Below are 17,524 nucleotides of genomic sequence, written 5' to 3'. Positions count from 1 at the left end.
TCTTCATCGAATGGCGTGCTCCCCTCACCCCAACGCATCCCGCCAGTTGAGCCACCACGCCTTGGGCGGGCGCGGAATCTGTTCCCACCATAGATTCATGGCGTGCACGCTGCCGTGCCGCCAGGCTTTGCGGTGATTGGGATCCGGAACCGGTCCATCGAACATCGTGGCGAGTCTCGGGTAGATAGGGCCGGACGCGAGTGCCGGATAGCGGGTGAGCAGGGTGAGCAGGGTAAAGCGGTCGGATGCGGTGGCCGTCTGGGCGACGACCGCCTCGATGTCGGATGCGCGGTTTCCCTCCGACATCGCCAGGTCCAGGTGCTCGACCGCGCGCCGGAACCCGACCGTCGCCGAAGTCGCAAGCGGAATGCCACTGCGCTGTTCGTTGAAGCCGAGCGTCGAGCCCGCCGGCACCAGCGTCTCCTGTCCGTTTACCCGATGCATGATCCAGCCGCTGGTGACGTGGATGGTTCCTTCGCCCCGCGCGTTGCGGCTCATGTCGAACTCGCAGCCCAGATCGACGGTTTCGCTGGCGCCCGCCGCGATGCCGAAATAGCCTGGCGGCGCCCAGATGCGTGCACGCACGCGGCCTTCCAGCAGGTCGAGGCGATGGTGTCCGCTGCGCGTGTCCGAGAGCGTGATCCGCGTGCCTGGAAGAATCTCCATCCGGCCGATGCGCGCGACCCGGATCGTCGCCGACTGATTGGCGGCAGTCGCCAACGTCTGGCCCACCGCCCACGTCTGCGGCAAGGTACGCACGTCCGTTTCGACCGCCCACTGCCGGTGATCGCTCCATTGCAAGCGCCACGGCAGCCAGGTCGCGATGCCGATCGCGCATGCGGCCAGCGTCGCGGCAACGGCGAAGACGATACGGCGCCCGCGCCCGCCCACCCGCGAGGGACGCGACTTCGACCAGACCACATCGGTCCTGGGCACATGGCGATACGCGCCCAGCGCCGATGCCAGGCGTTCGAGATCCGGATCGCCGGGCAGATCCGGATCCCACAGCGGATCGGGTTTCTCAGTCATCGCTCATCTCCTCTTGCCGGGACGCGATGCCCAGCGCGTCGCGCAGCCGGCCCATGCCGCGATGAAGATTCACCCGCACCGACTGCGGCGTCAGTCCGGTGAGCTGCGCGATCTCAGGGCCGCTCAAGCCTTCGACCAACCGCAGGATCAGCGTCTCGCGATAGGCTTCGGGCAGCTGCCGGATTGCGCGCAAGGCCTCGCTCGCCTGTGCCATCGATTCGGGTCCGGATCCCGGCCAGGCCGGTTCGTCCGCATCCGCCAGTTCCCGTTCCTCGACGGTCGCCGCCGGTCGGGTGCGGCGCGCGATCATCGCGATCCACGGCCCGAAGCGTTCCGGCTCGCGCAGCTGGTCCAGCTTGCCGAAGGCGATGGCGAAGGTTTCCTGGGTCAGCTCTTCCGCCCGCGCACGCGAGGTCATGCCCAGATGGATGGCGTGCACCAGCGGCGCGAAACCGCGATACAGCCAGGCGAATGCCGCCTGCGACCCGCGCTGGGCCGCGTGTACTTGCCGGGCGATGTCCTGGGGCGGTGTCGCGGCCTTCATGTCCTGGCGAATCCGGAGAACCTGGAAGTAGAGGAGACCCGCGGCCAAAGCGTTAACACGACGGACGGGGTTAACTCCGCCACGGGAAACGCGCTCTTCATCGGCGAACCCACCCGGAGCGCACCCATGCCCCACCCGCTGCCCCCCATCTTGAGCCTTGCCGTGGACGCCGCGCGAGTCTCGGCCCTGTTTCTCCTGCTGGCCACCTGTGGCCGGGCCGATGCCGGCACCACGCCGGTGGTCGGGCTGCCCTGCGAAGACTGCGACGTGCCCCTGATCGGCCTGCCCGCCGCGCCGCCGTCGCAAGCACGACTGGCGCCCGAAACCGAACCCGGCGAACGACTGCGCCTGGGCGGGCGAGTGACCGACGCGCAGGGGCGGCCGCGCCCGGGCGTGATCGTGTACGCGCACCAGACCAACCGGCAGGGCGTTTATCCGGGCGAGAAATCGGAAACGGATCCCGGCATCCGCGCCCACGGCCGGCTGCGTGCCTGGGCCACCACCGGTGCCGACGGCCGCTACACCTTCCTCACCATCCGCCCCGGCAGCTATCCGGGCACGCGGATGCCGCAGCACATCCACCTGTACGTCATCGAGACCGGCTGCGCGCTGTACTACATCGACGACGTGCTGTTCCGCGACGACCCGCACCTCACCCCCGCCGTGGCGCGCAAGATGGATCGGGGACGCGGCGGTTCCGGCATCGTCACGCCGGAGCGGGTCGCGGACGGATGGCAGGCAACCCGCGACATCGTGCTTGGCCGCAACATTCCCGGTTATCCGGGCTGTACCCCGTGAAAGCCCAGACGCCCGGGCGATATCCGCTCGCGCTGCGGCTGCTGCACTGGCTGCTCGCGCTGCTGCTGCTGGCGCAGGTGATGCTCGGATTCGCGGCCGAGCACTGGACGCCGCGCGCGATCTCCGACGCGCTGTTCCCGCCCCACTTCAAACTGGGCGTCCTCATCCTGTGCCTGATGATCCTGCGCCTCGGCCTGCGCCTGCGCTTGCCGGTGCCCGCCGACGCCAGCGATGCCCCACGCTGGCACCGCCGAATCCGATCCTGCGTCCACGCACTGATCTACCTGCTGGTACTCGCGCTGCCGATCAGCGGCCACGTCATCTGGGTATGGATGGGCGCGGATCGCACCCTGATCGGCGGACTCCAGCTGCCCGCGTTCTTCGTTCCGCCGCACGACAACGAAACCGGGCGCGTCTTCGCCTGGTACGTGCACGTCTACGGCGCCTGGACCCTGTCGGCGCTGGTCGGCCTGCATGTGGCCGCGGCGGTGCTCCGCCAATGGCGGCGGAAGGATGGCTATATCGCCCGGCGCATGGGATTCGGCCGCGTCAGGCCGGCCTGAGAGAGCGTTCCAGGCCGGGCCCCGCAACGGCGCCCGGCGCCAAATGGCGCCTCCGCCAGGACTTCGCTATCGTGGTGGTTACCGCCGTGCGGCGGGAGGGGTCAGGGATTCGGGGAGGCAGGATGCAAGCTCGTCATTGGATGTGCCTGACGGTCATCGTCGCGGCGCTGGGGTTGGTCGGATTTGGGGGCAAGTCGCGGCCTGCGATACCAATGCTCACTCCCGTGCAGATCCAGTACCTCGACGAGCCACTGAGCGTGATGCAATTACCCGCCGACACCGTGCGAGTGCCGGATAGCCAGATGATCGTGGCTGGTCCCCACTACTCCGCCGGATCGATGCTGCTTGGCGGTGCCCTGGGAGCGCTCGTCGACATGGCGCGGAGCAATCGCGAGTCGCAGCGCCTGATGAAAGAAAATCCGGAGGTCGCACTGCATTTTCAACTGAATGAGCGGGCGCGAGAAATTACCCGGGCGCGACTGGCGCAGATGCCACCGGGCAAGGTCAACACATTCGCCGCTGACGGCACCTCGCGCCTTGAGGTGCGAGTGATGGTGGTTCTCAATTTCACTCATGACAATGCTTACGCACGGCCCTACGTCTGGCTCAAAGCAGGCCTGGTTCCGGCAGGGATAAATCACGCGACCTGGCAGACCAATTACTTTGCATCCTGGGGACCGGCCCGGCCGATGCAGGGTGAGGACGGCTGGTCGGCGCAGGGCGGAGAAGAACTCCGCCGCACCGTGGATATCGCATTGCAGGAGGCCATCCACGTAATGCTGGCGGATGTGTCCCAGCCATTTCCCCGCGAGGCATCCACAATCCAGATCATCAAGATGGACTACCCGTACGAGCGCGAGGCCATGAACTCCAAGGTCTATCGCCTGGGTGAGGACGAGAAATTCGTGTACTTCATGCCCAAGGTGGGCGACACCTGGGGCAAGGCCGGCGTGCACGCGGTCGACAAGTACATGCTGGAGTACTACACCGGGACCGGCCGTTTCGCACCGAAGGCGGCGGAGCCGGTTGGACGTTCCGAGTGACCCCATTCCCGGCGTTCCGCCGGATCCATTGACCTCGAGGTTCGGATGATCAAGCCCGCATGCATGCTGATCCTGCTCCTGTTCACCGGAATGGCGCACGCCGGTGACGATTTCGACGCGCGTGTTGCCCGCGCCACCAAGGTGGAACGCTCATCGCCGGTTGGTCGCGAGTATCTGATGCAGGAGTTCATGCCGGAAACAGACGAGGCGTTCGAAAAGGCCCATGGCGATTGCTCCAGCCAGGGACAGAAAGGAACAACGGAGAAGTTCACCACGGTGTTCGACATCGATGCCACGGGCAACATCGTCAATGTCGCCGTCGCGGAAAAGGAACAGAGCAACTACACCCGGTGCTACGCGGAGCGCATCACGAAGATAAAAGCCCCGCCGCCGCCGGAGTCATTCGCCAAGAAGGGTTTCCCCGTCGTGATTCAGGGGACTTACCAGATTCGTTGAATCCCTCCATCGGCAGGACGTCTATTGCCACTGGCAGGAAGCAGCACCGGCAGCGTCACCACAAGCCCCAAGCCGAGCCCGCTATCCCCACCGGCAGTGCCGTTCCACCCGCATGCCTGGCTTCGCCGCCTTCGCCAGGCATTTGTCGGGAGCCGTGACTTACGGCGCTTGAGCCGGGAGCGGTAATCCTTCCCAATCGTGCCTGCTGAAGCGGAGGCATGGGACATGAAGCAGACCAGGTTTCTGATGGCCGCGTCACTCCTCGTGGCCATCGCGGCATCGCCCGCGGCGGAGAACGAAGACACACAGGTCCGCGCCGCCGACACGCAGTTCTGGAAGGCCTACAACGCCTGCGACATGAAGGAGATGGGCCGCCTGCTCACGGCCGATGTCGAGTTCTACCACGACAAGACCGGCCTGACGGTTTCACGCGAGGCCTTGATTGACTCGCTGCGAAAGGGTGTGTGTGGCAATCCACAGATGCGGGTGCGGCGCGAAGTCGTGGATGAAAGCCTGGTGTTCCATCCCCTCAAGGACGGCTATGCCATCCTCTCCGGCAAGCACCGCTTTTACGCGCAGGAAGCGGGAAAGCCCGAGTATCTGGACGGGCAGGCCGAATTCACCACCGTCTGGAAGTTCGCCGACGGCCAATGGCGCATGCATCGCGTCCTGAGCTACGGCCATGGTCCGGTCCCCTACACGCCGCCATCCGTCACCTTCGCACTCGACCCCTCGACGCTCGCCACGTGCGCGGGCCGCTATCGCTCGGCACGGATTGGCGACATCCTCGTTTCCGTCGACGGCGACCATCTCAAGCTCACCGCCGGCGACTTCGTGGCCACGCTCTATCCGGAGACGAAAACCCGCTTCTTCGCCCGGGAGCGCGATCTGCGCTTTGAATTCGAAAGCGACGCGGCGGGCAGGGTGCGTACGCTGGCGGTGTTCGAGAACGGGGCGGTCAGTGAACGGGCCGAACGCGTCGAATCTGATTAGAGACGGTCATACCGGCTTGGCGGGAGGAGTTGTCCGAGCGATTCAACCTGCTGCCGGATACCCGGCGCCAGGTACCCGGCCGCCCCATGCTAAGGTCTGCCCACGACGCGCGGAGCATTGGGGACGTTACTCTGCGTGGCCCTAGGGAACAGGCTAAAAGGGGATGCCATGCACCACTGGATTCGCACCAAAGCGCTGCTGATCGCAGCCCTGCTCTGTATCGTGCCCATGTCCGCCCGGGCGATCACCTGGGCCAAGAGCGAGGTGCGCGATCCGGTCACGAACGAGCGCGTAAAGGTCCACCAACCTATGTCGTCCGGCAGCTACGTCTACAGCTGGCCGGAAAAGTCCGACCAGGTCTTCTGGCCATTCACCGACAGCAACTGGCTCTGGTTCAACCCGGCGTCCGGCTACATCGCCTTCGGAAACGACTTCGCGGAGCTGGATTCGGCCAAGCGAGCTGTCCTGAAGGACTGGCTCAAGGCCAACTTCGATCGGAATGCGCCGCCGCAGTCCCGGCAGGATCTACTGAAGTGGGCAGAGAAAGTCTATGCGGCCCGGGGAATGGACGATGACTTCTGGTGCCATTTCTTCCGTTTGATGGCGTTCGAAACCCGCGACGACGGCGAGACGAGCCTTGCGTATGCAAGGAAGGCGCTTCCCCTGCTCGAGAAGAGCCTGGCAGCGTCGGCTGACCCCGGTGAGACCCTGAAAAACCTGTACCTGCTCGGCGAGTACAACCGAAGGATCGGCCAGGACGACGACGCAAAGCGTTACCTGGAGCGACTCAATGCGCTTGAAGTTGACGGCGAGCTTTCCGGGTTCAAGCAATACCTGCAAGAAATCGCCAAAGAGCAACAGGCGCTCCCGCCCGGAGAATCGCACCGGGACAATACCTCCGACCACCCTGCGGCTGGACACGATTGACCGCTAGGTACGTGCGAAGAACCAAGGCTTCTGTATCCATACGATGAAAGACTTCTCGCTGTGGCTCGAGTTCGAACAGTACGCTGATGGCTATCCGGGGCCGGAGGATGATCCCGCTTGCGACTTCGGCAACATCCAAGTCCGGTTTGGGGAGTTGCGATATGCGGCGAACGTATGGACATTTGCATACTTGGACAAGGTTCGCTGCGAGGCCATGACAGGGAGCGAAGGCGCCACCCCTGTTCGATGGTTGTTGCCGCCTGATTTGCTGGTGGCCAACCTGGACCGCGAAACCATCAGCCTGGCCATTGATGAGTTGTTGGCGACAGACGGATTGCCTGAAAGCTGGCTGATACCAGATCCATGACTTGTTTCAGTAGCTTGGCCGTTCACCAAAAATCTTGACGCACGCCATAGACATGCGCCCACCGCGATCTCCCGATCTGATCGTCGAAATCACTCTCGTACCAAGCCTGGAAAGAGGAAGGGGCAGCGGGTGGCGACCGAACAATGACTTTGGGTTGCCGCACTACAACGATGCCCATATCGAATTTCCGGACGGGGTGCTGTATCCCGGTAAGACGGCGCGTGCGGAGTTGTGGCTGCTCGCACCGGAGCTGCAAATGGGAAGGTTGAAGCAAGGATTCAACTTCAGGCTGCACGAAGGCTCACAGCTTGTCGCAAATGGCGTGGTCGTCCAGGTAATTCGTGCGGATTTGCTCGCTGGCGGCTAAGCGCCTTCGCAGGCCCGATTCGGTCCGCATGCAGTGCACTACGGGGCGACGAAGCGGACTCGCCATCCGGTCGATGGCATTCCCATGAGAACAACTAATGCGTCGGACAAATTTTGGTCATTTGTACGCCAGAACATCCACGGGCAATGTCTTCGCCAAATCCAACAAGGAGGCGGCAAATTGAAGAGCGGACATGAGTTTCGTTGGGGGCTGCGGGTTGTCGCGGCGGTCATGGCGGTCGTGGCGCTGCCGGTCCTGGCACAGGACCCGCCGGAATGGACGGCGCCAGTCAAACCTTTCCATATCGCCGGCAACGTCTACTACGTCGGCACCCAGGGCCTCGCCGCCTATCTCATCAAATCGGATGAAGGCGCCATCCTGCTCGACGCCACGCTGGCGGAGAACGCCAGCCAGATCGAGCGCAACATCGAAAGCCTGGGCGTGCCCCTACGCGAGGTCAAACTGCTGCTCAGCGACCACGCCCATGCCGACCACGTCGGCGCCATGGCGCAGCTCAAGCGCGACACCGGCGCGCGCTTCCTCGCCAGCGAAGGCGACCGCTGGGCGCTGGAGAACGGCCGGAACGAGGGCGACAACAACTACGGCGTCATGCCCTTCGACCCCATCCCGGTGGACGAGGTCATCCGCGACGGCCAGCAGGTCCGCCTGGGCGACGTCGTCCTGACCGCCCACCTAACCCCCGGCCACACCCGCGGCTGCACCAGTTGGAGCATGACCGTGGACGACCGCGGCACCCCGCGCCAGGTGCTGTTCCTGTGCAGCATCACCGTGGCCGGCAACACCCTGGTTGGCAACCAGGCATACCCCGGCATCGCCGACGACTACCGCGCCACCTTCGCCAAGCTTGCCGCCACGCGCGCGGACATCGTGCTGACCAGCCATCCCGAGATGGCGGATGTGCTGGAGCGGGCGGCTAGGCATGATGCGGGGGAAGTGGATGCGTTTGTTGAACCCGGCCTGCTTTCCACGTTGGTGAAGGATTTCAGGGCGGCGTTCGAGGACGCGTTGAAGGAACAGGAAGGCGGGAAGCGACCTTGAGGGTGAAAGTGGTTCCGGTTTAGGGTTGAATCCTGGGTCAATCCCCGCGAATACCGCCACCTAGTTCTTACCAAGAGCACGCAGGAAGCTCTCAGGGTCATCAGGCGTGAGCATCAGGTCGAATCCGGCTGACGTAGGGACATAGACGATGTTCTTTCGACTTGTCAGGACCGCAAAGACCTTCTTGCTTCTGGGACCACTAAACCATCCCTGGCAGTAACCCGGGATGCCAATTCCATTGAGTCTCCATCCGGGACTCCTCTTCTCGGCAGGGGAGAGAATCGAAGCTCCGCCCACATCTACCTGTGCAAGGGGAAGCCGGATCTTGTAGAGGCCACCACCCGCAATCAGATGATCATCTGAGACGCATATCTTCGATACATGGAGCTGGAAAAAGGTGGCAAGGAAGATAAGTCCCGCGATGGAGAGCACGTAGATAGAGAAGCCACGGTCGTTCTGGTTGGCGATCAGCATCGCAACGGCCGTGGCGAATACGGCCAATGCGGTGATGGATTTCCAATTGAAGGTGTTGACGCTGAACATACGGGGCGTTCCAGCGCCCTCAGAGTCCGGTGGTTTTGATTGCATAGGTGCTCATTGCCTCAATGATGCGTTCAGACTGTTCGGGGCTCAGAGATAGAAGTCCACTGTTCTGCATGGCGGTCACCACCGCTGTCATTTCGGCGATCACCGCCTCCTGCATACCACGGACAAGGATCTCCCTGTCTCCAGACAAGATGGAAATCTTGCCAATGCGATCCATGTCTTCCCCCACGTGGGGGTCAAGCATTGCGACCATTGGTGGAGATATACCCACCTCCGGTGGAGATATCCCCAGCTCCGGCCCGTGGACACTGACCCAGGCCGTAACCACCGTGAATACCATCACCTCTGCCAACACGGTGATCAGGACGGCAGCAATTGCAACGACCAGGGCAAAGGTCGCAAGAGGGCCCGTCATATCCATGGAAAGGAGCTCGCTGGCGATCGACAGATCCTCTTCGGAAAGCGAATGCCTTTCATCGCCGAGCGCAAACAAGAGTGCCTCGCGTTGGGATGGCGTGTCCGAGAACCTTCGATTCATCATTGCCTGGATTTCTTGGCGTCTTGCATTGATTCCAGACTCGATTCTCCGCGTCAGATCGGCAGACTGGAAGCCGTTGAGAACACCGTTCTGCCTCAGCCTGGCCAGGAATCCGCTGTAGTCCTTTCTGCGGATGTAGTCCTTCGTTCCTGGATCGGAAAGACTCGTGAGTAGGCGAAACGATCCATTCGCCATTACGCGGTCCGAAGTATCCAGTCCATGTTCTTGCATGTAACCCACGGGATTGGCATGGAACCGGCTTGCGGCCTCTTCTGAATCGAAGATCCGAATCACAGCCGCACTGACTGACTGAATATCCTTCCAGAACTCCGGAGGTAGGCCGGAGCGGGATATGGGCAGCAAAAGCCTGTCGGAGGCGAGTCCGACAGAACGTGGCGCAACGCTCTCCGGAGTTCCATAGAGTCTGGTCTGGGCAACACCAACGGCTGGAATGGTCAGGAGTGTTGCTTTGACGAACTTCCTTCTTTTCAATTTCATGCTCCTGCTTTGGATGGCTTCTGCATGTCGAGCGTCCTATCCAGGATGAAGCGAGTCATGATCTCCTTGGCGAACAGGGGATACTGTTTGACTGCCTCTTCTTTCAGGAATGGCGTTCGATGGAGGACGGCGCATGCCTGGCACTGATGGACAACGCCCTGAAGGAATTCTTCCGCACGGGTGCCAGCAACGCGCTCGATGATCGTGTAAGGCCCGTCTACACTCAGCCAGTACTTCATGAAGTCTTGCGACTGGGACAGATAGTCATCCCTGATGTTGTCGCCGGTGTTTTTGCCTAGGCGTAATTCGGGAATGTGTTCCAACGTCAATCCACAGCATGCGGACAGATTGTCGTGCGGCGTAATGACGATGTTGTCGAAGACCTGCTTGCAACCCTTGCGCAAGCCCCGAACATCGGGTTCCTGCGCCCTTGCGGGCGCGTCGGCGTGGAACGGCATCCAGAAGTTGGAGATGACGGTCAGCTTCCCGCTTCTGACAAGATCTCCGATGCGGGGATCAGACATGAGAGCCGCGTGGCAGTCACTTTCGGCGGTATCGGTCTCGACGGTAATCAGCGTGCGGATGCCTGCTCCGACGGCGGCAATCGCGGCGTTGATGACGGTCTCCCCGGGGACGAACGCCTGATGGTCCCGCCCAGTGCTGATGTTCAGCTCACTCAGACCGGCATCGGACACGGCACGGCTTATCGTTTCCGCTCGTTCCATGCGCTTTGCCCAGAATCCATTGGTGACCACGCGTGTCCCCAGGCCATGGCGGGTGGCAAAGGCAATGCACTCGGTGAGCTGCTCTTTCAGGAGAAACGCCTCTCCCCCACTGAAAACAACAACGCGGATATCAGGAAAGGCCTGGATAGCCTCTAGAATCCTGGCTTGGATGGTCTGACTGTCCAGGCGTCCAGTGATGGATGGATTGGACTCGAAGCAGCATTGCTGACAGGCGGCCGTGCACTGATACGTGCACAACACGGTCATGCTCTTCGGAGATATGAGCTTGTCCACCTTTGTTCCCGCCCCAGATGCCTTCCCCATCGGTAGCGGTAGGAATAGCAAGCGATCGAACTCAGTGCTTTTCCCCGTTTGTCAGCAGCACTTGCGGATATCGCTCACAGCAATTCGATCCATCCCATAGGCCAATGGCGACCCGGCATCGCGATCAATCCAAGGCGACCCGACAAGCGGCATGTGGACCACTTCAATAGCGCCCAGATTCGCGCTATGGTCCGCCCCGGGGTAATGGGGAAGGCCACATGGGACGTGGTAAACGCAATCTCATCGACGTGCTGGCGGGCCTGCCTTGGCCGGTTGGTCTGGTGGTCGGCGCGCTGGGCTATCTCACGCTCGCTCACGGCGTGCCGATGTGGTTCGCTCGTCAGGGCGGGTCGTTGGCGCAGGCGTTCGCCGGTGCGTCCAATCCGTTCTCGCTGCTCGGCTGGCTGTTCTTCGGCATGTGCGCCATCGGCGCGCTGGTCTCGTTCTTCAATGCCCGGCGCACTCGCCAGTTGCTGGATACATGCACCGGTCTGGAAAGCATCGCCGCGCTGGGTTGGCGCGACTTCGAGCGATTGGTAGGCGAAGCCTTCCGCCGTCGCGGCTACAGCGTCGAAGAAACCGGCCTGGGCGGCGCCGACGGCGGCATCGATCTGATTCTGCGTCGCGATGGCCGGCGTATTTTTACGAAGTACAAGCAAAAAATCTACGATTTTCCACATTGTCAAAATGCGGAGAAACGATGTTTTTAGGAGAAAATTATGAGGCCAGACACTAGAGCTTGCATCGCGTACGTCGCACTCCGTCTAATCTCGGGCCGAAATGCGTCTGCTGTTTACGACTACTCAGGATCCCGATACATCACTATTGATGGAGCGGTGACGGCCACGAATGTGGATGTGTATGACTATAGTCGAAGCGCTTATTTCAGTGGCGACGGTTCGCGCGGACAGTTTAGTTTGTACGACTATGGGAATTCCAATCACGTTGATCTTCAGATAAATGGTAGTGAATACGAAGGATATGACTACGGATCGTCATCTCACTTTAGTGGGAGCGTCAACGGTGTATCTACTTCGCTATATGATTATGGTAGCGGCGGGTACTTTGAATACTCGCTGTAGATGCAAAATTTTATCTAAATCGATTCTGCTTGTCCGATTGGATAGGTTTGTGGGCTAGACCTGACAATCACTTACTGGAGAAAAGTTGATGGCTTCGCCGCTTCCCTATCTCGCATCAAACAGGAATGTCGAAACACTATTCTCCAAGATTCAATCCGCGAAAGTGCCTGACAAGTTCACACACAGCTTTCTCCAGACTACGCTTGGTCTCAAAAATACGAACGATCGAGGATTCATTCCTCTTCTGCGAGCATTGGGCTTCATCGATCAGTCCGGAACTCCAACAAGCACATATCGGCTCTTAAAGAGTAAAGACACTGCAAAGGTCGCGCTTGGTCAAGCAGTAAAGATTGCATATGCGCCGCTTTTTGAAGCAGACGAAAAGGCTCATACCCATAGTGGCGACAAGCTTAAGGGGTTGGTCGCCCAAGTGTCTGGATCTGACGACGACATGACCTCTCGAATCACAGGCACATTCAATGCGCTTGTCCGCGCAGCAGATTTTTCGCTCCCTTCTCCGATGGTATCGGATCCGGAAGATGCCGAGAACGAGGATAGCGGGAACACACAGCGCGAGGTGGCATCGACGAAGATAGGTCGTTCGCTTCGACCTGAGTTTCATTACAACATTCAGATTCATCTTCCTTCTAACGCTACAGAAGACGTCTATCTCAATATTTTCAACGCCCTTAGAAAGACATTTCAATGACCATCGACTCAAGAGCCGCTCTGTTTGTGATGCTAGGTCAGACTGCATCTCGCTCAATCGCAGCTATTGATGAAGTCGTATCAGAAGATTCTTTGCTCTTGTCGCCATCATATGACCTGGCTCCTCTACTGCCTGAAAAAGTGAAGCGAGCAACTACTGCTGCCGAGGCATATCGCCTCTTTTTTGTTTTTGAGAATTTTCTGCGTGATTTTGTCGTTGAGGTTCTTTCAAAAGATCCATCACTGCAGTGGTGGGACAAAGTTCCAAAAGATGTTCAAGACGAAGTAATGAAGCTGGAAGAGACCGAGGAAACCAAGAGTTGGATGGCTCTGGGGTCTCGGGACAAATCGGCACTTATGACTTTTCCTCAGCTCCTTCGCGTCATTGAATTCGCTTGGAAAGGGAGCTTCGATGAGATCGTTAGAGATAAAGGGCTCATCCAAGAGGCGAGGCTTGTCGGGCACCTTCGGAACACCGTTTGTCATATGACGGAAATTCCGGCGGAAGAGATTGGCCGGGTGCGTCAGGTGATGCGCGATTGGTTTCGTGTGGTAGCACCATGACGCCAGACGATTGGTGCAAGTCTATAGGGCGGATTTTCTTGAATTAGGTAGGGAATCAAGTAAGAAGGAGGCCGTAGTGAACGGAACATCGAGTGCCCTTAGAGCAGCGTTGGCACGCCGCATACGTACCAGAGCACCACGTGAGTGGCAGGAGTTCTCGAATCTCTGGATGGCATTTAACGCAATCTACGGTGGAGAGCCAGATAGAAAAGAGCGGTCTCGCGTTATTTCTTCGGTTCGAAGAAATCTCAATGATCGTCAAGCGCTATCTGTTCTTCGTCATGTGGCGAGATCCGTTGATAGGTTGCTCGAAATTCCGCCCGGAAACATGATGATTGAATACTGGGATTCGAGCTTCCGGGCTGCTTCTCAACGATACGCAGCAATGTACCGGAACAGAAAAGAAACCCCTGTGGGGAGGCTGGCTGCTGTTTCTGCAATTCTGTATCAGGTACGATGCAATCTTATTCATGGAGATAAGGATCCACAGGTAGAGCGAGACAGGATGCTTGTTGCAGAAAGTCTGCAAATACTGAGTATTTTGGTTCGTGCTCTGGAGCGCGCATGCATCGATGATGATGCCTGATAGTTGCCGAATGCCATTCCATTTCAGAGCTAGGTATACGTTCTGGAAGGATCCTGTGACGAAGTCCACCCAGAAGAGAATTATCCAATGTCATTTGACGGCACGAACTTCTCATAGCACCATTCCCCCGCTGCCCTAAATCCGGCAGCCGGGTTTAGCAGCCCGACTCACAAGGCGCACCAGCGCCCATCGACCGATGACCGGCGCTTTTTTTGCGCCGTCATCGGCGTATGGAAGCATGCCCGTTACATGGCGGGCGGTGCGCGGAGACCGCGAGGTCTGCCGGTTCCTTGTGGCCGGTCTGCTAACCGCGTACCGTCCGTCGCCTTCGTTTAGCAGCGGAAGCGGCGGATTCCAGTCAACACAAGGAATCCCACATGCCCCGTCGCAAGTCACCGGCGCGCGCAGCCGCGCCCAAATCCCCCCGCAAACCCCGTCGCGCCCGATGCGTCTGGACCATCGCGGAAGATCCACCCGCCACGGAAGCCGCATCACCCGAACCGCCGCCACTCGCAAAGCCTCCGCGCCCACAGCGCCGCTTCCGCATCCCGCACCGCTGCACGATGGGTTTCCAGTATTACGACGAACGCCACGACGAGCAGGTCGTCAGCCGTCCCGTGCCCAAGCTGCGCCTGTCCGGCCGCTGGCTGGAGCAATGCGGCTTCGCGGTCGGCGACGATTTGCAGGTGACGGTCGGGCGTGGCGTGTTGCTGGTGAGTCGGCGCACGCGCGGTTGACGATTGACGCCATGCCGGCGCGGCCTCGCTGACCGAACCCGGTATCACCACCCACAAAAACAACAGGCCCGGACATCACTGTCCGGGCCTGTTGCCATGCGGCTGGCTTACTTGCTCAGGAAGTCCAGCAGGTCCTGGTTGAGGCGATCCTTGTGGGTGTCCGCCAGGCCGTGCGGCGCGCCCTTGTAGACGATGAGCTGTGCGCCCTTGACCAGCGCGGCCGAGGCCTTGCCCGAGCTGTCGATGGGGACGATCTGGTCGTCATCGCCGTGGACCACCAGGGTGGGCACGTCGAACTTCTTCAGGTCGGCGCGGAAGTCGGTGGCGGAGAATGCGGCGATGGAGTCGTACGTGTTCTTGTGGCCGGCCTGCAGGCCCTGGGCGACGAATGACTGGATCAGCGCGGCGTTCGGCTTCTGGCCTGGACGGTTGAAGTTGAAGAAGGGGCCGGAGGCGATGTCGGTGTACAGCTGCGCGCGGTTGTCCAGCGAACCCTTGCGCAGGCCGTCGAACACTTCGATCGGCAGGCCGCCCGGGTTGTCGGCGGTCTTGAGCATCAGCGGGGGCACGGCGCTGACCAGCACGGCCTTCTTGACCCGCGCGGTGCCGTGGCGGCCGATGTAGCGGGCCACTTCGCCGCCGCCGGTGGAGAAGCCGACCAGGGTGACGTCCTTCAGGTCCAGCGCTTCGATGACCGCGGCCAGGTCGTCGGCGTAGTGGTCCATGTCGTTGCCGTCCCACGGCTGGCTGGAGCGGCCGTGGCCGCGGCGGTCGTGGGCGACCACGCGGTAGCCCTTGGCGGCCAGGAACAGCATCTGCGATTCCCAGCTGTCCGAGTTGAGCGGCCAGCCATGGCTGAAGGTGACGACCGGGCCGTCCTTCGGGCCCCAGTCCTTGTAGTACAGCTGCACGCCGTCGCGGGTGGTGACGTAGCTGCCGCTGACGGTGGCGCCCAGGGCGGTGGGCGTCTGCGGGGATTGGGCGGCCTGGGCGGTGGCGCCGGTCTGGGCGGCAAAGGCGATCAGGGCGACGGCGACGGAGCGGGTGAGTGCGTTCATGGGTGGAATCCTTGGCTGAAGGGGTGGGTGGTCGGCGGTGAGGCCGTGCCGGCTGGCGAGGTGTACTTTGCGCGCCAAGGCGATACGATTGGCTACGTATCGTCCTTTAAACTTGACCGAGCGTCCTGATGTCCGACCGACTCGCCGCCCTGCTGGAGCGCTTTTCCGTCACCGCCCAGGTGTTCCAGACCGGGGCCCTGTGTGGCGTCAACCTGCTGGAGGCCGAGGCCGGCCTGGGCCAGCTGCACCTGATCCGGCATGGCGCGGTGGAGGTCTTCCACGGCAATGCCTCGCACTGCGTGGAGGTGCCCAGCCTGCTGCTGTACCCGCGGCCGCTGTCGCACCGCTTCGTCACCGATCCGGTGCGCGGCGCGGACATGACCTGCGCCAACGTGCGCTTCGACGGTGGCGCGAGCAATCCCATCGCGGCGTCGCTGCCGGAATTCATCTGCCTGCCGCTCGACGCGATTGATGGCGCCTCGCCGGTGCTGGATCTGCTGTTCGACGAGGCGTTCGCGCAGCGGTGCGGACGCCATGCCTTGATCAACCGCCTGTTCGAGGCGCTGATGGTCCTCATCCTGCGCCAGCTGATGGAACGCGGCGAGGTGCGCGGCGGCATGCTGGCCGGCATGTCCCACCCGCGCCTGCGCCATGCGCTTGTGGCCATGCACGAATCGCCGGCCCGGGAATGGACGCTGGACGATCTGGCCGCGACCGCCGGCATGTCGCGCAGCGTCTTCGCCGGCGCCTTCCGCGAAACGCTGGGCATCACGCCCGGCCAGTACCTGCAAGGCTGGCGGGTCAGCCTGGCCCAACAGGCCCTGCGCCAGGACCGCCCCCTGAAAGTCGTGGCCGCCGACGTCGGCTACGGCAGCGAAGCCGCGCTGTCACGCGCGTTCAAGGCGCACGTGGGGCTGGCGCCGCGGGATTGGAAGCGTGCGCAGGCTTTGGGGTGATGGGAAGCGTGTCGGGAGTGCTCAGCTTCGTCCTGTCTGGCCGTTGGCCGGCGTGATGCGGCTTCGCGGTTGGTGATGGCCGCAGGGGACTTCGGACGTGGCATGCTGCGGGTCGGTAAGACGCATCGGATCGATCAGGCAGAACAGGGACTCAAGGAATCATCAGGGATGGCCAAGTTTCCGGCTCGTATCCATGTCCTGCTGGCGCGTGATGCGCCGGTGGGTGTCGTCATCCGGCGTGGTCCGGCGAAGTCCGTGGCTGTCCTGCTGTGGGACCGACGCAAAGACCACTTCAGGCTGGGCCAATGGCTCAGAGGTCGCATCTACGAACGACGCTGCGATCTTTCACCGGATGGCGAGCATCTGATCTATTTCGCGATGAACGGCAAATGGAGCGGCGAGGCCAAGGGCTCCTGGACTGCCATCTCGCGCGCGCCGTATCTGAAAGCCTTGGCGATGTTTCCCAAGGGCGATTGCTGGAACGGTGGTGGACTGTGGACCGGTAACGGCCTCTATTGGCTCAATGACGGCTACGGGCACGAGGTGATGCATGACGTCCGATACATACGCCGCGATCTCAGTTGGCGCCCGTCCATCGACTATGGTGGCGAATGCCCTGGCGTTTACTACCACCGGCTGATGCGGGATGGATGGACGCTTGCGGGGCGGGAGCGCGCCGATCATCGGAACGAATGGTTCACCTTTGAAAAGCCCTGCCCCCGTGGCTGGACCCTGAAGAAGATGTCGCATCTGCAGCTCTACGCAGGCCCCGGCAAGGGCTGCTATTGGGATGAGCATGTGCTGGTTCATCCTTCCAGTGGGGCCATTGCTTGCCCGGATTGGGAATGGGCCGACCTGGACGGAGACCGTCTGGTCTGGGCAACCGGTGGCCGGCTTGAAACCGGGCGTCTGACGAACAAAGGGCTGATGGAAAGACGCACGTTGCGTGACTTCAACGAAATGGAGTTTGAAGCTATCGCGGCGCCGTATTGAGAAGCGGGGAAGATGGTATGCGCCATCTTTCAGGAAGAATGTCGGGTCAGGGAGGGTAGATAG

At 61.3% G+C, this 17,524-nt stretch carries 22 protein-coding genes; 16 read left to right on the top strand and 6 right to left on the bottom strand.

Going from position 1 to position 17,524, the window contains the following annotated elements; genetic code table 11:
- Positions 1 to 24 precede the first annotated feature (24 nt).
- The gene (locus ACTJI2_RS16500) at positions 25 to 1,029 is read right to left on the bottom strand and encodes a hypothetical protein (protein WP_318288133.1); all 1,005 of its coding nucleotides are present in this window, start codon (positions 1,027 to 1,029) and stop codon (positions 25 to 27) included.
- Positions 1,022 to 1,573: an RNA polymerase sigma factor gene (locus tag ACTJI2_RS16495; RefSeq protein ID WP_318288134.1), complete on the bottom strand. Its 552-nt coding sequence runs from the start codon at positions 1,571 to 1,573 to the stop codon at positions 1,022 to 1,024. Before ACTJI2_RS16495 ends, ACTJI2_RS16500 begins: the two co-directional genes overlap by 8 nt.
- A 126-nt stretch (positions 1,574 to 1,699) precedes the next feature.
- Here ACTJI2_RS16495 and ACTJI2_RS16490 point away from each other — a divergent pair, with 126 nt between their 5' ends.
- From ACTJI2_RS16490 to bla, 9 genes are all read left to right on the top strand, one after another.
- The gene (locus ACTJI2_RS16490; protein WP_440842760.1) at positions 1,700 to 2,371 is read left to right on the top strand and encodes a dioxygenase family protein; all 672 of its coding nucleotides are present in this window, start codon (positions 1,700 to 1,702) and stop codon (positions 2,369 to 2,371) included.
- Positions 2,368 to 2,934: a cytochrome b gene (locus ACTJI2_RS16485; protein WP_440842759.1), complete on the top strand. Its 567-nt coding sequence runs from the start codon at positions 2,368 to 2,370 to the stop codon at positions 2,932 to 2,934. Before ACTJI2_RS16490 ends, ACTJI2_RS16485 begins: the two co-directional genes overlap by 4 nt.
- Positions 2,935 to 3,056: 122 nt before the next feature.
- Positions 3,057 to 3,977 carry a hypothetical protein gene (locus tag ACTJI2_RS16480; RefSeq protein WP_318288137.1) on the top strand — a complete coding sequence of 307 codons (921 nt, stop codon included), beginning with the start codon at positions 3,057 to 3,059 and terminating at the stop codon, positions 3,975 to 3,977.
- A gap of 63 nt (positions 3,978 to 4,040) precedes the next feature.
- Positions 4,041 to 4,433, top strand: a complete 393-nt coding sequence (locus ACTJI2_RS16475) for a hypothetical protein (protein ID WP_440842758.1) — start codon at positions 4,041 to 4,043, stop codon at positions 4,431 to 4,433.
- A gap of 225 nt (positions 4,434 to 4,658) precedes the next feature.
- The gene (locus ACTJI2_RS16470) at positions 4,659 to 5,426 is read left to right on the top strand and encodes a DUF4440 domain-containing protein (protein WP_440842757.1); all 768 of its coding nucleotides are present in this window, start codon (positions 4,659 to 4,661) and stop codon (positions 5,424 to 5,426) included.
- A 168-nt stretch (positions 5,427 to 5,594) separates the two neighbouring features.
- Positions 5,595 to 6,353 carry a DUF2225 domain-containing protein gene (locus ACTJI2_RS16465; RefSeq protein WP_440842756.1) on the top strand — a complete coding sequence of 253 codons (759 nt, stop codon included), beginning with the start codon at positions 5,595 to 5,597 and terminating at the stop codon, positions 6,351 to 6,353.
- 43 nt (positions 6,354 to 6,396) lie between these two features.
- On the top strand, positions 6,397 to 6,720 hold the full coding sequence (locus ACTJI2_RS16460) for a hypothetical protein (protein WP_440842755.1): 324 nt from the start codon (positions 6,397 to 6,399) through the stop codon (positions 6,718 to 6,720).
- Positions 6,721 to 6,874: 154 nt separating this feature from the next.
- The gene (locus ACTJI2_RS16455; RefSeq protein ID WP_318288142.1) at positions 6,875 to 7,087 is read left to right on the top strand and encodes a hypothetical protein; all 213 of its coding nucleotides are present in this window, start codon (positions 6,875 to 6,877) and stop codon (positions 7,085 to 7,087) included.
- A 180-nt stretch (positions 7,088 to 7,267) separates the two neighbouring features.
- Positions 7,268 to 8,146, top strand: a complete 879-nt coding sequence (gene bla, locus ACTJI2_RS16450) for a subclass B3 metallo-beta-lactamase (RefSeq protein WP_440842754.1) — start codon at positions 7,268 to 7,270, stop codon at positions 8,144 to 8,146.
- 60 nt (positions 8,147 to 8,206) lie between these two features.
- On the opposite strand, the gene ACTJI2_RS16445 is transcribed toward bla, so the two are convergent.
- From ACTJI2_RS16445 to ACTJI2_RS16435, 3 genes are read right to left on the bottom strand one after another with little or no spacing between them, the layout of a single operon-like run.
- On the bottom strand, positions 8,207 to 8,689 hold the full coding sequence (locus ACTJI2_RS16445; protein WP_440842753.1) for a PH domain-containing protein: 483 nt from the start codon (positions 8,687 to 8,689) through the stop codon (positions 8,207 to 8,209).
- Between the two features lie 19 nt (positions 8,690 to 8,708).
- Positions 8,709 to 9,728, bottom strand: a complete 1,020-nt coding sequence (locus tag ACTJI2_RS16440; RefSeq protein ID WP_440842752.1) for a hypothetical protein — start codon at positions 9,726 to 9,728, stop codon at positions 8,709 to 8,711.
- Positions 9,725 to 10,747 (bottom strand): radical SAM protein, encoded by a 1,023-nt coding sequence (locus ACTJI2_RS16435; RefSeq protein WP_440842751.1) that lies wholly within the window; start codon positions 10,745 to 10,747, stop codon positions 9,725 to 9,727. Before ACTJI2_RS16435 ends, ACTJI2_RS16440 begins: the two co-directional genes overlap by 4 nt.
- A gap of 248 nt (positions 10,748 to 10,995) precedes the next feature.
- On the opposite strand from ACTJI2_RS16435, the gene ACTJI2_RS16430 reads away from it, so the two are divergent.
- From ACTJI2_RS16430 to ACTJI2_RS16410, 5 genes are all read left to right on the top strand, one after another.
- Positions 10,996 to 11,487 (top strand): restriction endonuclease, encoded by a 492-nt coding sequence (locus ACTJI2_RS16430; RefSeq protein ID WP_440842750.1) that lies wholly within the window; start codon positions 10,996 to 10,998, stop codon positions 11,485 to 11,487.
- A 460-nt stretch (positions 11,488 to 11,947) separates the two neighbouring features.
- Positions 11,948 to 12,568 (top strand): DUF5343 domain-containing protein, encoded by a 621-nt coding sequence (locus tag ACTJI2_RS16425; protein ID WP_440842749.1) that lies wholly within the window; start codon positions 11,948 to 11,950, stop codon positions 12,566 to 12,568.
- The gene (locus tag ACTJI2_RS16420; protein ID WP_440842748.1) at positions 12,565 to 13,131 is read left to right on the top strand and encodes a Swt1 family HEPN domain-containing protein; all 567 of its coding nucleotides are present in this window, start codon (positions 12,565 to 12,567) and stop codon (positions 13,129 to 13,131) included. The genes ACTJI2_RS16425 and ACTJI2_RS16420 overlap by 4 nt, the downstream gene beginning before the upstream one ends.
- 331 nt (positions 13,132 to 13,462) lie before the next feature.
- Positions 13,463 to 13,717, top strand: a complete 255-nt coding sequence (locus tag ACTJI2_RS16415) for a hypothetical protein (protein WP_440842747.1) — start codon at positions 13,463 to 13,465, stop codon at positions 13,715 to 13,717.
- 563 nt (positions 13,718 to 14,280) lie between these two features.
- Positions 14,281 to 14,454 carry a SymE family type I addiction module toxin gene (locus tag ACTJI2_RS16410; RefSeq protein WP_203322098.1) on the top strand — a complete coding sequence of 58 codons (174 nt, stop codon included), beginning with the start codon at positions 14,281 to 14,283 and terminating at the stop codon, positions 14,452 to 14,454.
- A 107-nt stretch (positions 14,455 to 14,561) separates the two neighbouring features.
- Here the strand turns inward: ACTJI2_RS16410 and ACTJI2_RS16405 are convergent, their stop codons facing one another.
- A complete protein-coding gene (locus tag ACTJI2_RS16405; RefSeq protein WP_440842746.1) occupies positions 14,562 to 15,512 on the bottom strand; it encodes an alpha/beta fold hydrolase in 951 nt (316 codons plus the stop codon).
- A 128-nt stretch (positions 15,513 to 15,640) separates the two neighbouring features.
- Between ACTJI2_RS16405 and ACTJI2_RS16400 the strand changes: the two genes are divergently transcribed.
- Both ACTJI2_RS16400 and ACTJI2_RS16395 read left to right on the top strand, forming a co-directional pair.
- Positions 15,641 to 16,468, top strand: a complete 828-nt coding sequence (locus ACTJI2_RS16400; protein ID WP_440842745.1) for a cupin domain-containing protein — start codon at positions 15,641 to 15,643, stop codon at positions 16,466 to 16,468.
- Positions 16,469 to 16,570: 102 nt separating this feature from the next.
- A complete protein-coding gene (locus ACTJI2_RS16395; RefSeq protein WP_192198224.1) occupies positions 16,571 to 17,461 on the top strand; it encodes a hypothetical protein in 891 nt (296 codons plus the stop codon).
- The last annotated feature ends 63 nt before the right edge of the window (positions 17,462 to 17,524 follow it).

It is taken from the genome of Pseudoxanthomonas sp. 22568 (genome assembly GCF_052044485.1).
Lineage (GTDB): Bacteria > Pseudomonadota > Gammaproteobacteria > Xanthomonadales > Xanthomonadaceae > Pseudoxanthomonas_A > Pseudoxanthomonas_A beigongshangi.
The sequence above is the reverse complement of the archived record's forward strand: the minus strand, read 5'-3'. Positions and strand labels throughout refer to the sequence as shown.

Bases quoted from the DNA above. Each gene is read 5' to 3' on its own strand.
- ACTJI2_RS16495 (WP_318288134.1), bottom strand. From the start codon at position 1,573: ATGAAGGCCGCGACACCGCCCCAGGACATCGCCCGGCAAGTACACGCG.
- ACTJI2_RS16460 (WP_440842755.1), top strand. From the start codon at position 6,397: ATGAAAGACTTCTCGCTGTGGCTCGAGTTCGAACAGTACGCTGATGGC.
- ACTJI2_RS16420 (WP_440842748.1), top strand. From the start codon at position 12,565: ATGACCATCGACTCAAGAGCCGCTCTGTTTGTGATGCTAGGTCAGACT.
- ACTJI2_RS16440 (WP_440842752.1), bottom strand. From the start codon at position 9,728: ATGAAATTGAAAAGAAGGAAGTTCGTCAAAGCAACACTCCTGACCATT.
- ACTJI2_RS16410 (WP_203322098.1), top strand. From the start codon at position 14,281: ATGGGTTTCCAGTATTACGACGAACGCCACGACGAGCAGGTCGTCAGC.
- ACTJI2_RS16465 (WP_440842756.1), top strand. From the start codon at position 5,595: ATGCACCACTGGATTCGCACCAAAGCGCTGCTGATCGCAGCCCTGCTC.
- ACTJI2_RS16470 (WP_440842757.1), top strand. From the start codon at position 4,659: ATGAAGCAGACCAGGTTTCTGATGGCCGCGTCACTCCTCGTGGCCATC.
- ACTJI2_RS16430 (WP_440842750.1), top strand. From the start codon at position 10,996: ATGGGACGTGGTAAACGCAATCTCATCGACGTGCTGGCGGGCCTGCCT.
- ACTJI2_RS16395 (WP_192198224.1), top strand. From the start codon at position 16,571: ATGCTGCGGGTCGGTAAGACGCATCGGATCGATCAGGCAGAACAGGGA.
- ACTJI2_RS16490 (WP_440842760.1), top strand. From the start codon at position 1,700: ATGCCCCACCCGCTGCCCCCCATCTTGAGCCTTGCCGTGGACGCCGCG.
- ACTJI2_RS16500 (WP_318288133.1), bottom strand. From the start codon at position 1,029: ATGACTGAGAAACCCGATCCGCTGTGGGATCCGGATCTGCCCGGCGAT.
- ACTJI2_RS16475 (WP_440842758.1), top strand. From the start codon at position 4,041: ATGCTGATCCTGCTCCTGTTCACCGGAATGGCGCACGCCGGTGACGAT.
- ACTJI2_RS16405 (WP_440842746.1), bottom strand. From the start codon at position 15,512: ATGAACGCACTCACCCGCTCCGTCGCCGTCGCCCTGATCGCCTTTGCC.
- ACTJI2_RS16480 (WP_318288137.1), top strand. From the start codon at position 3,057: ATGCAAGCTCGTCATTGGATGTGCCTGACGGTCATCGTCGCGGCGCTG.
- ACTJI2_RS16445 (WP_440842753.1), bottom strand. From the start codon at position 8,689: ATGTTCAGCGTCAACACCTTCAATTGGAAATCCATCACCGCATTGGCC.
- ACTJI2_RS16400 (WP_440842745.1), top strand. From the start codon at position 15,641: ATGTCCGACCGACTCGCCGCCCTGCTGGAGCGCTTTTCCGTCACCGCC.
- ACTJI2_RS16425 (WP_440842749.1), top strand. From the start codon at position 11,948: ATGGCTTCGCCGCTTCCCTATCTCGCATCAAACAGGAATGTCGAAACA.
- ACTJI2_RS16415 (WP_440842747.1), top strand. From the start codon at position 13,463: ATGATTGAATACTGGGATTCGAGCTTCCGGGCTGCTTCTCAACGATAC.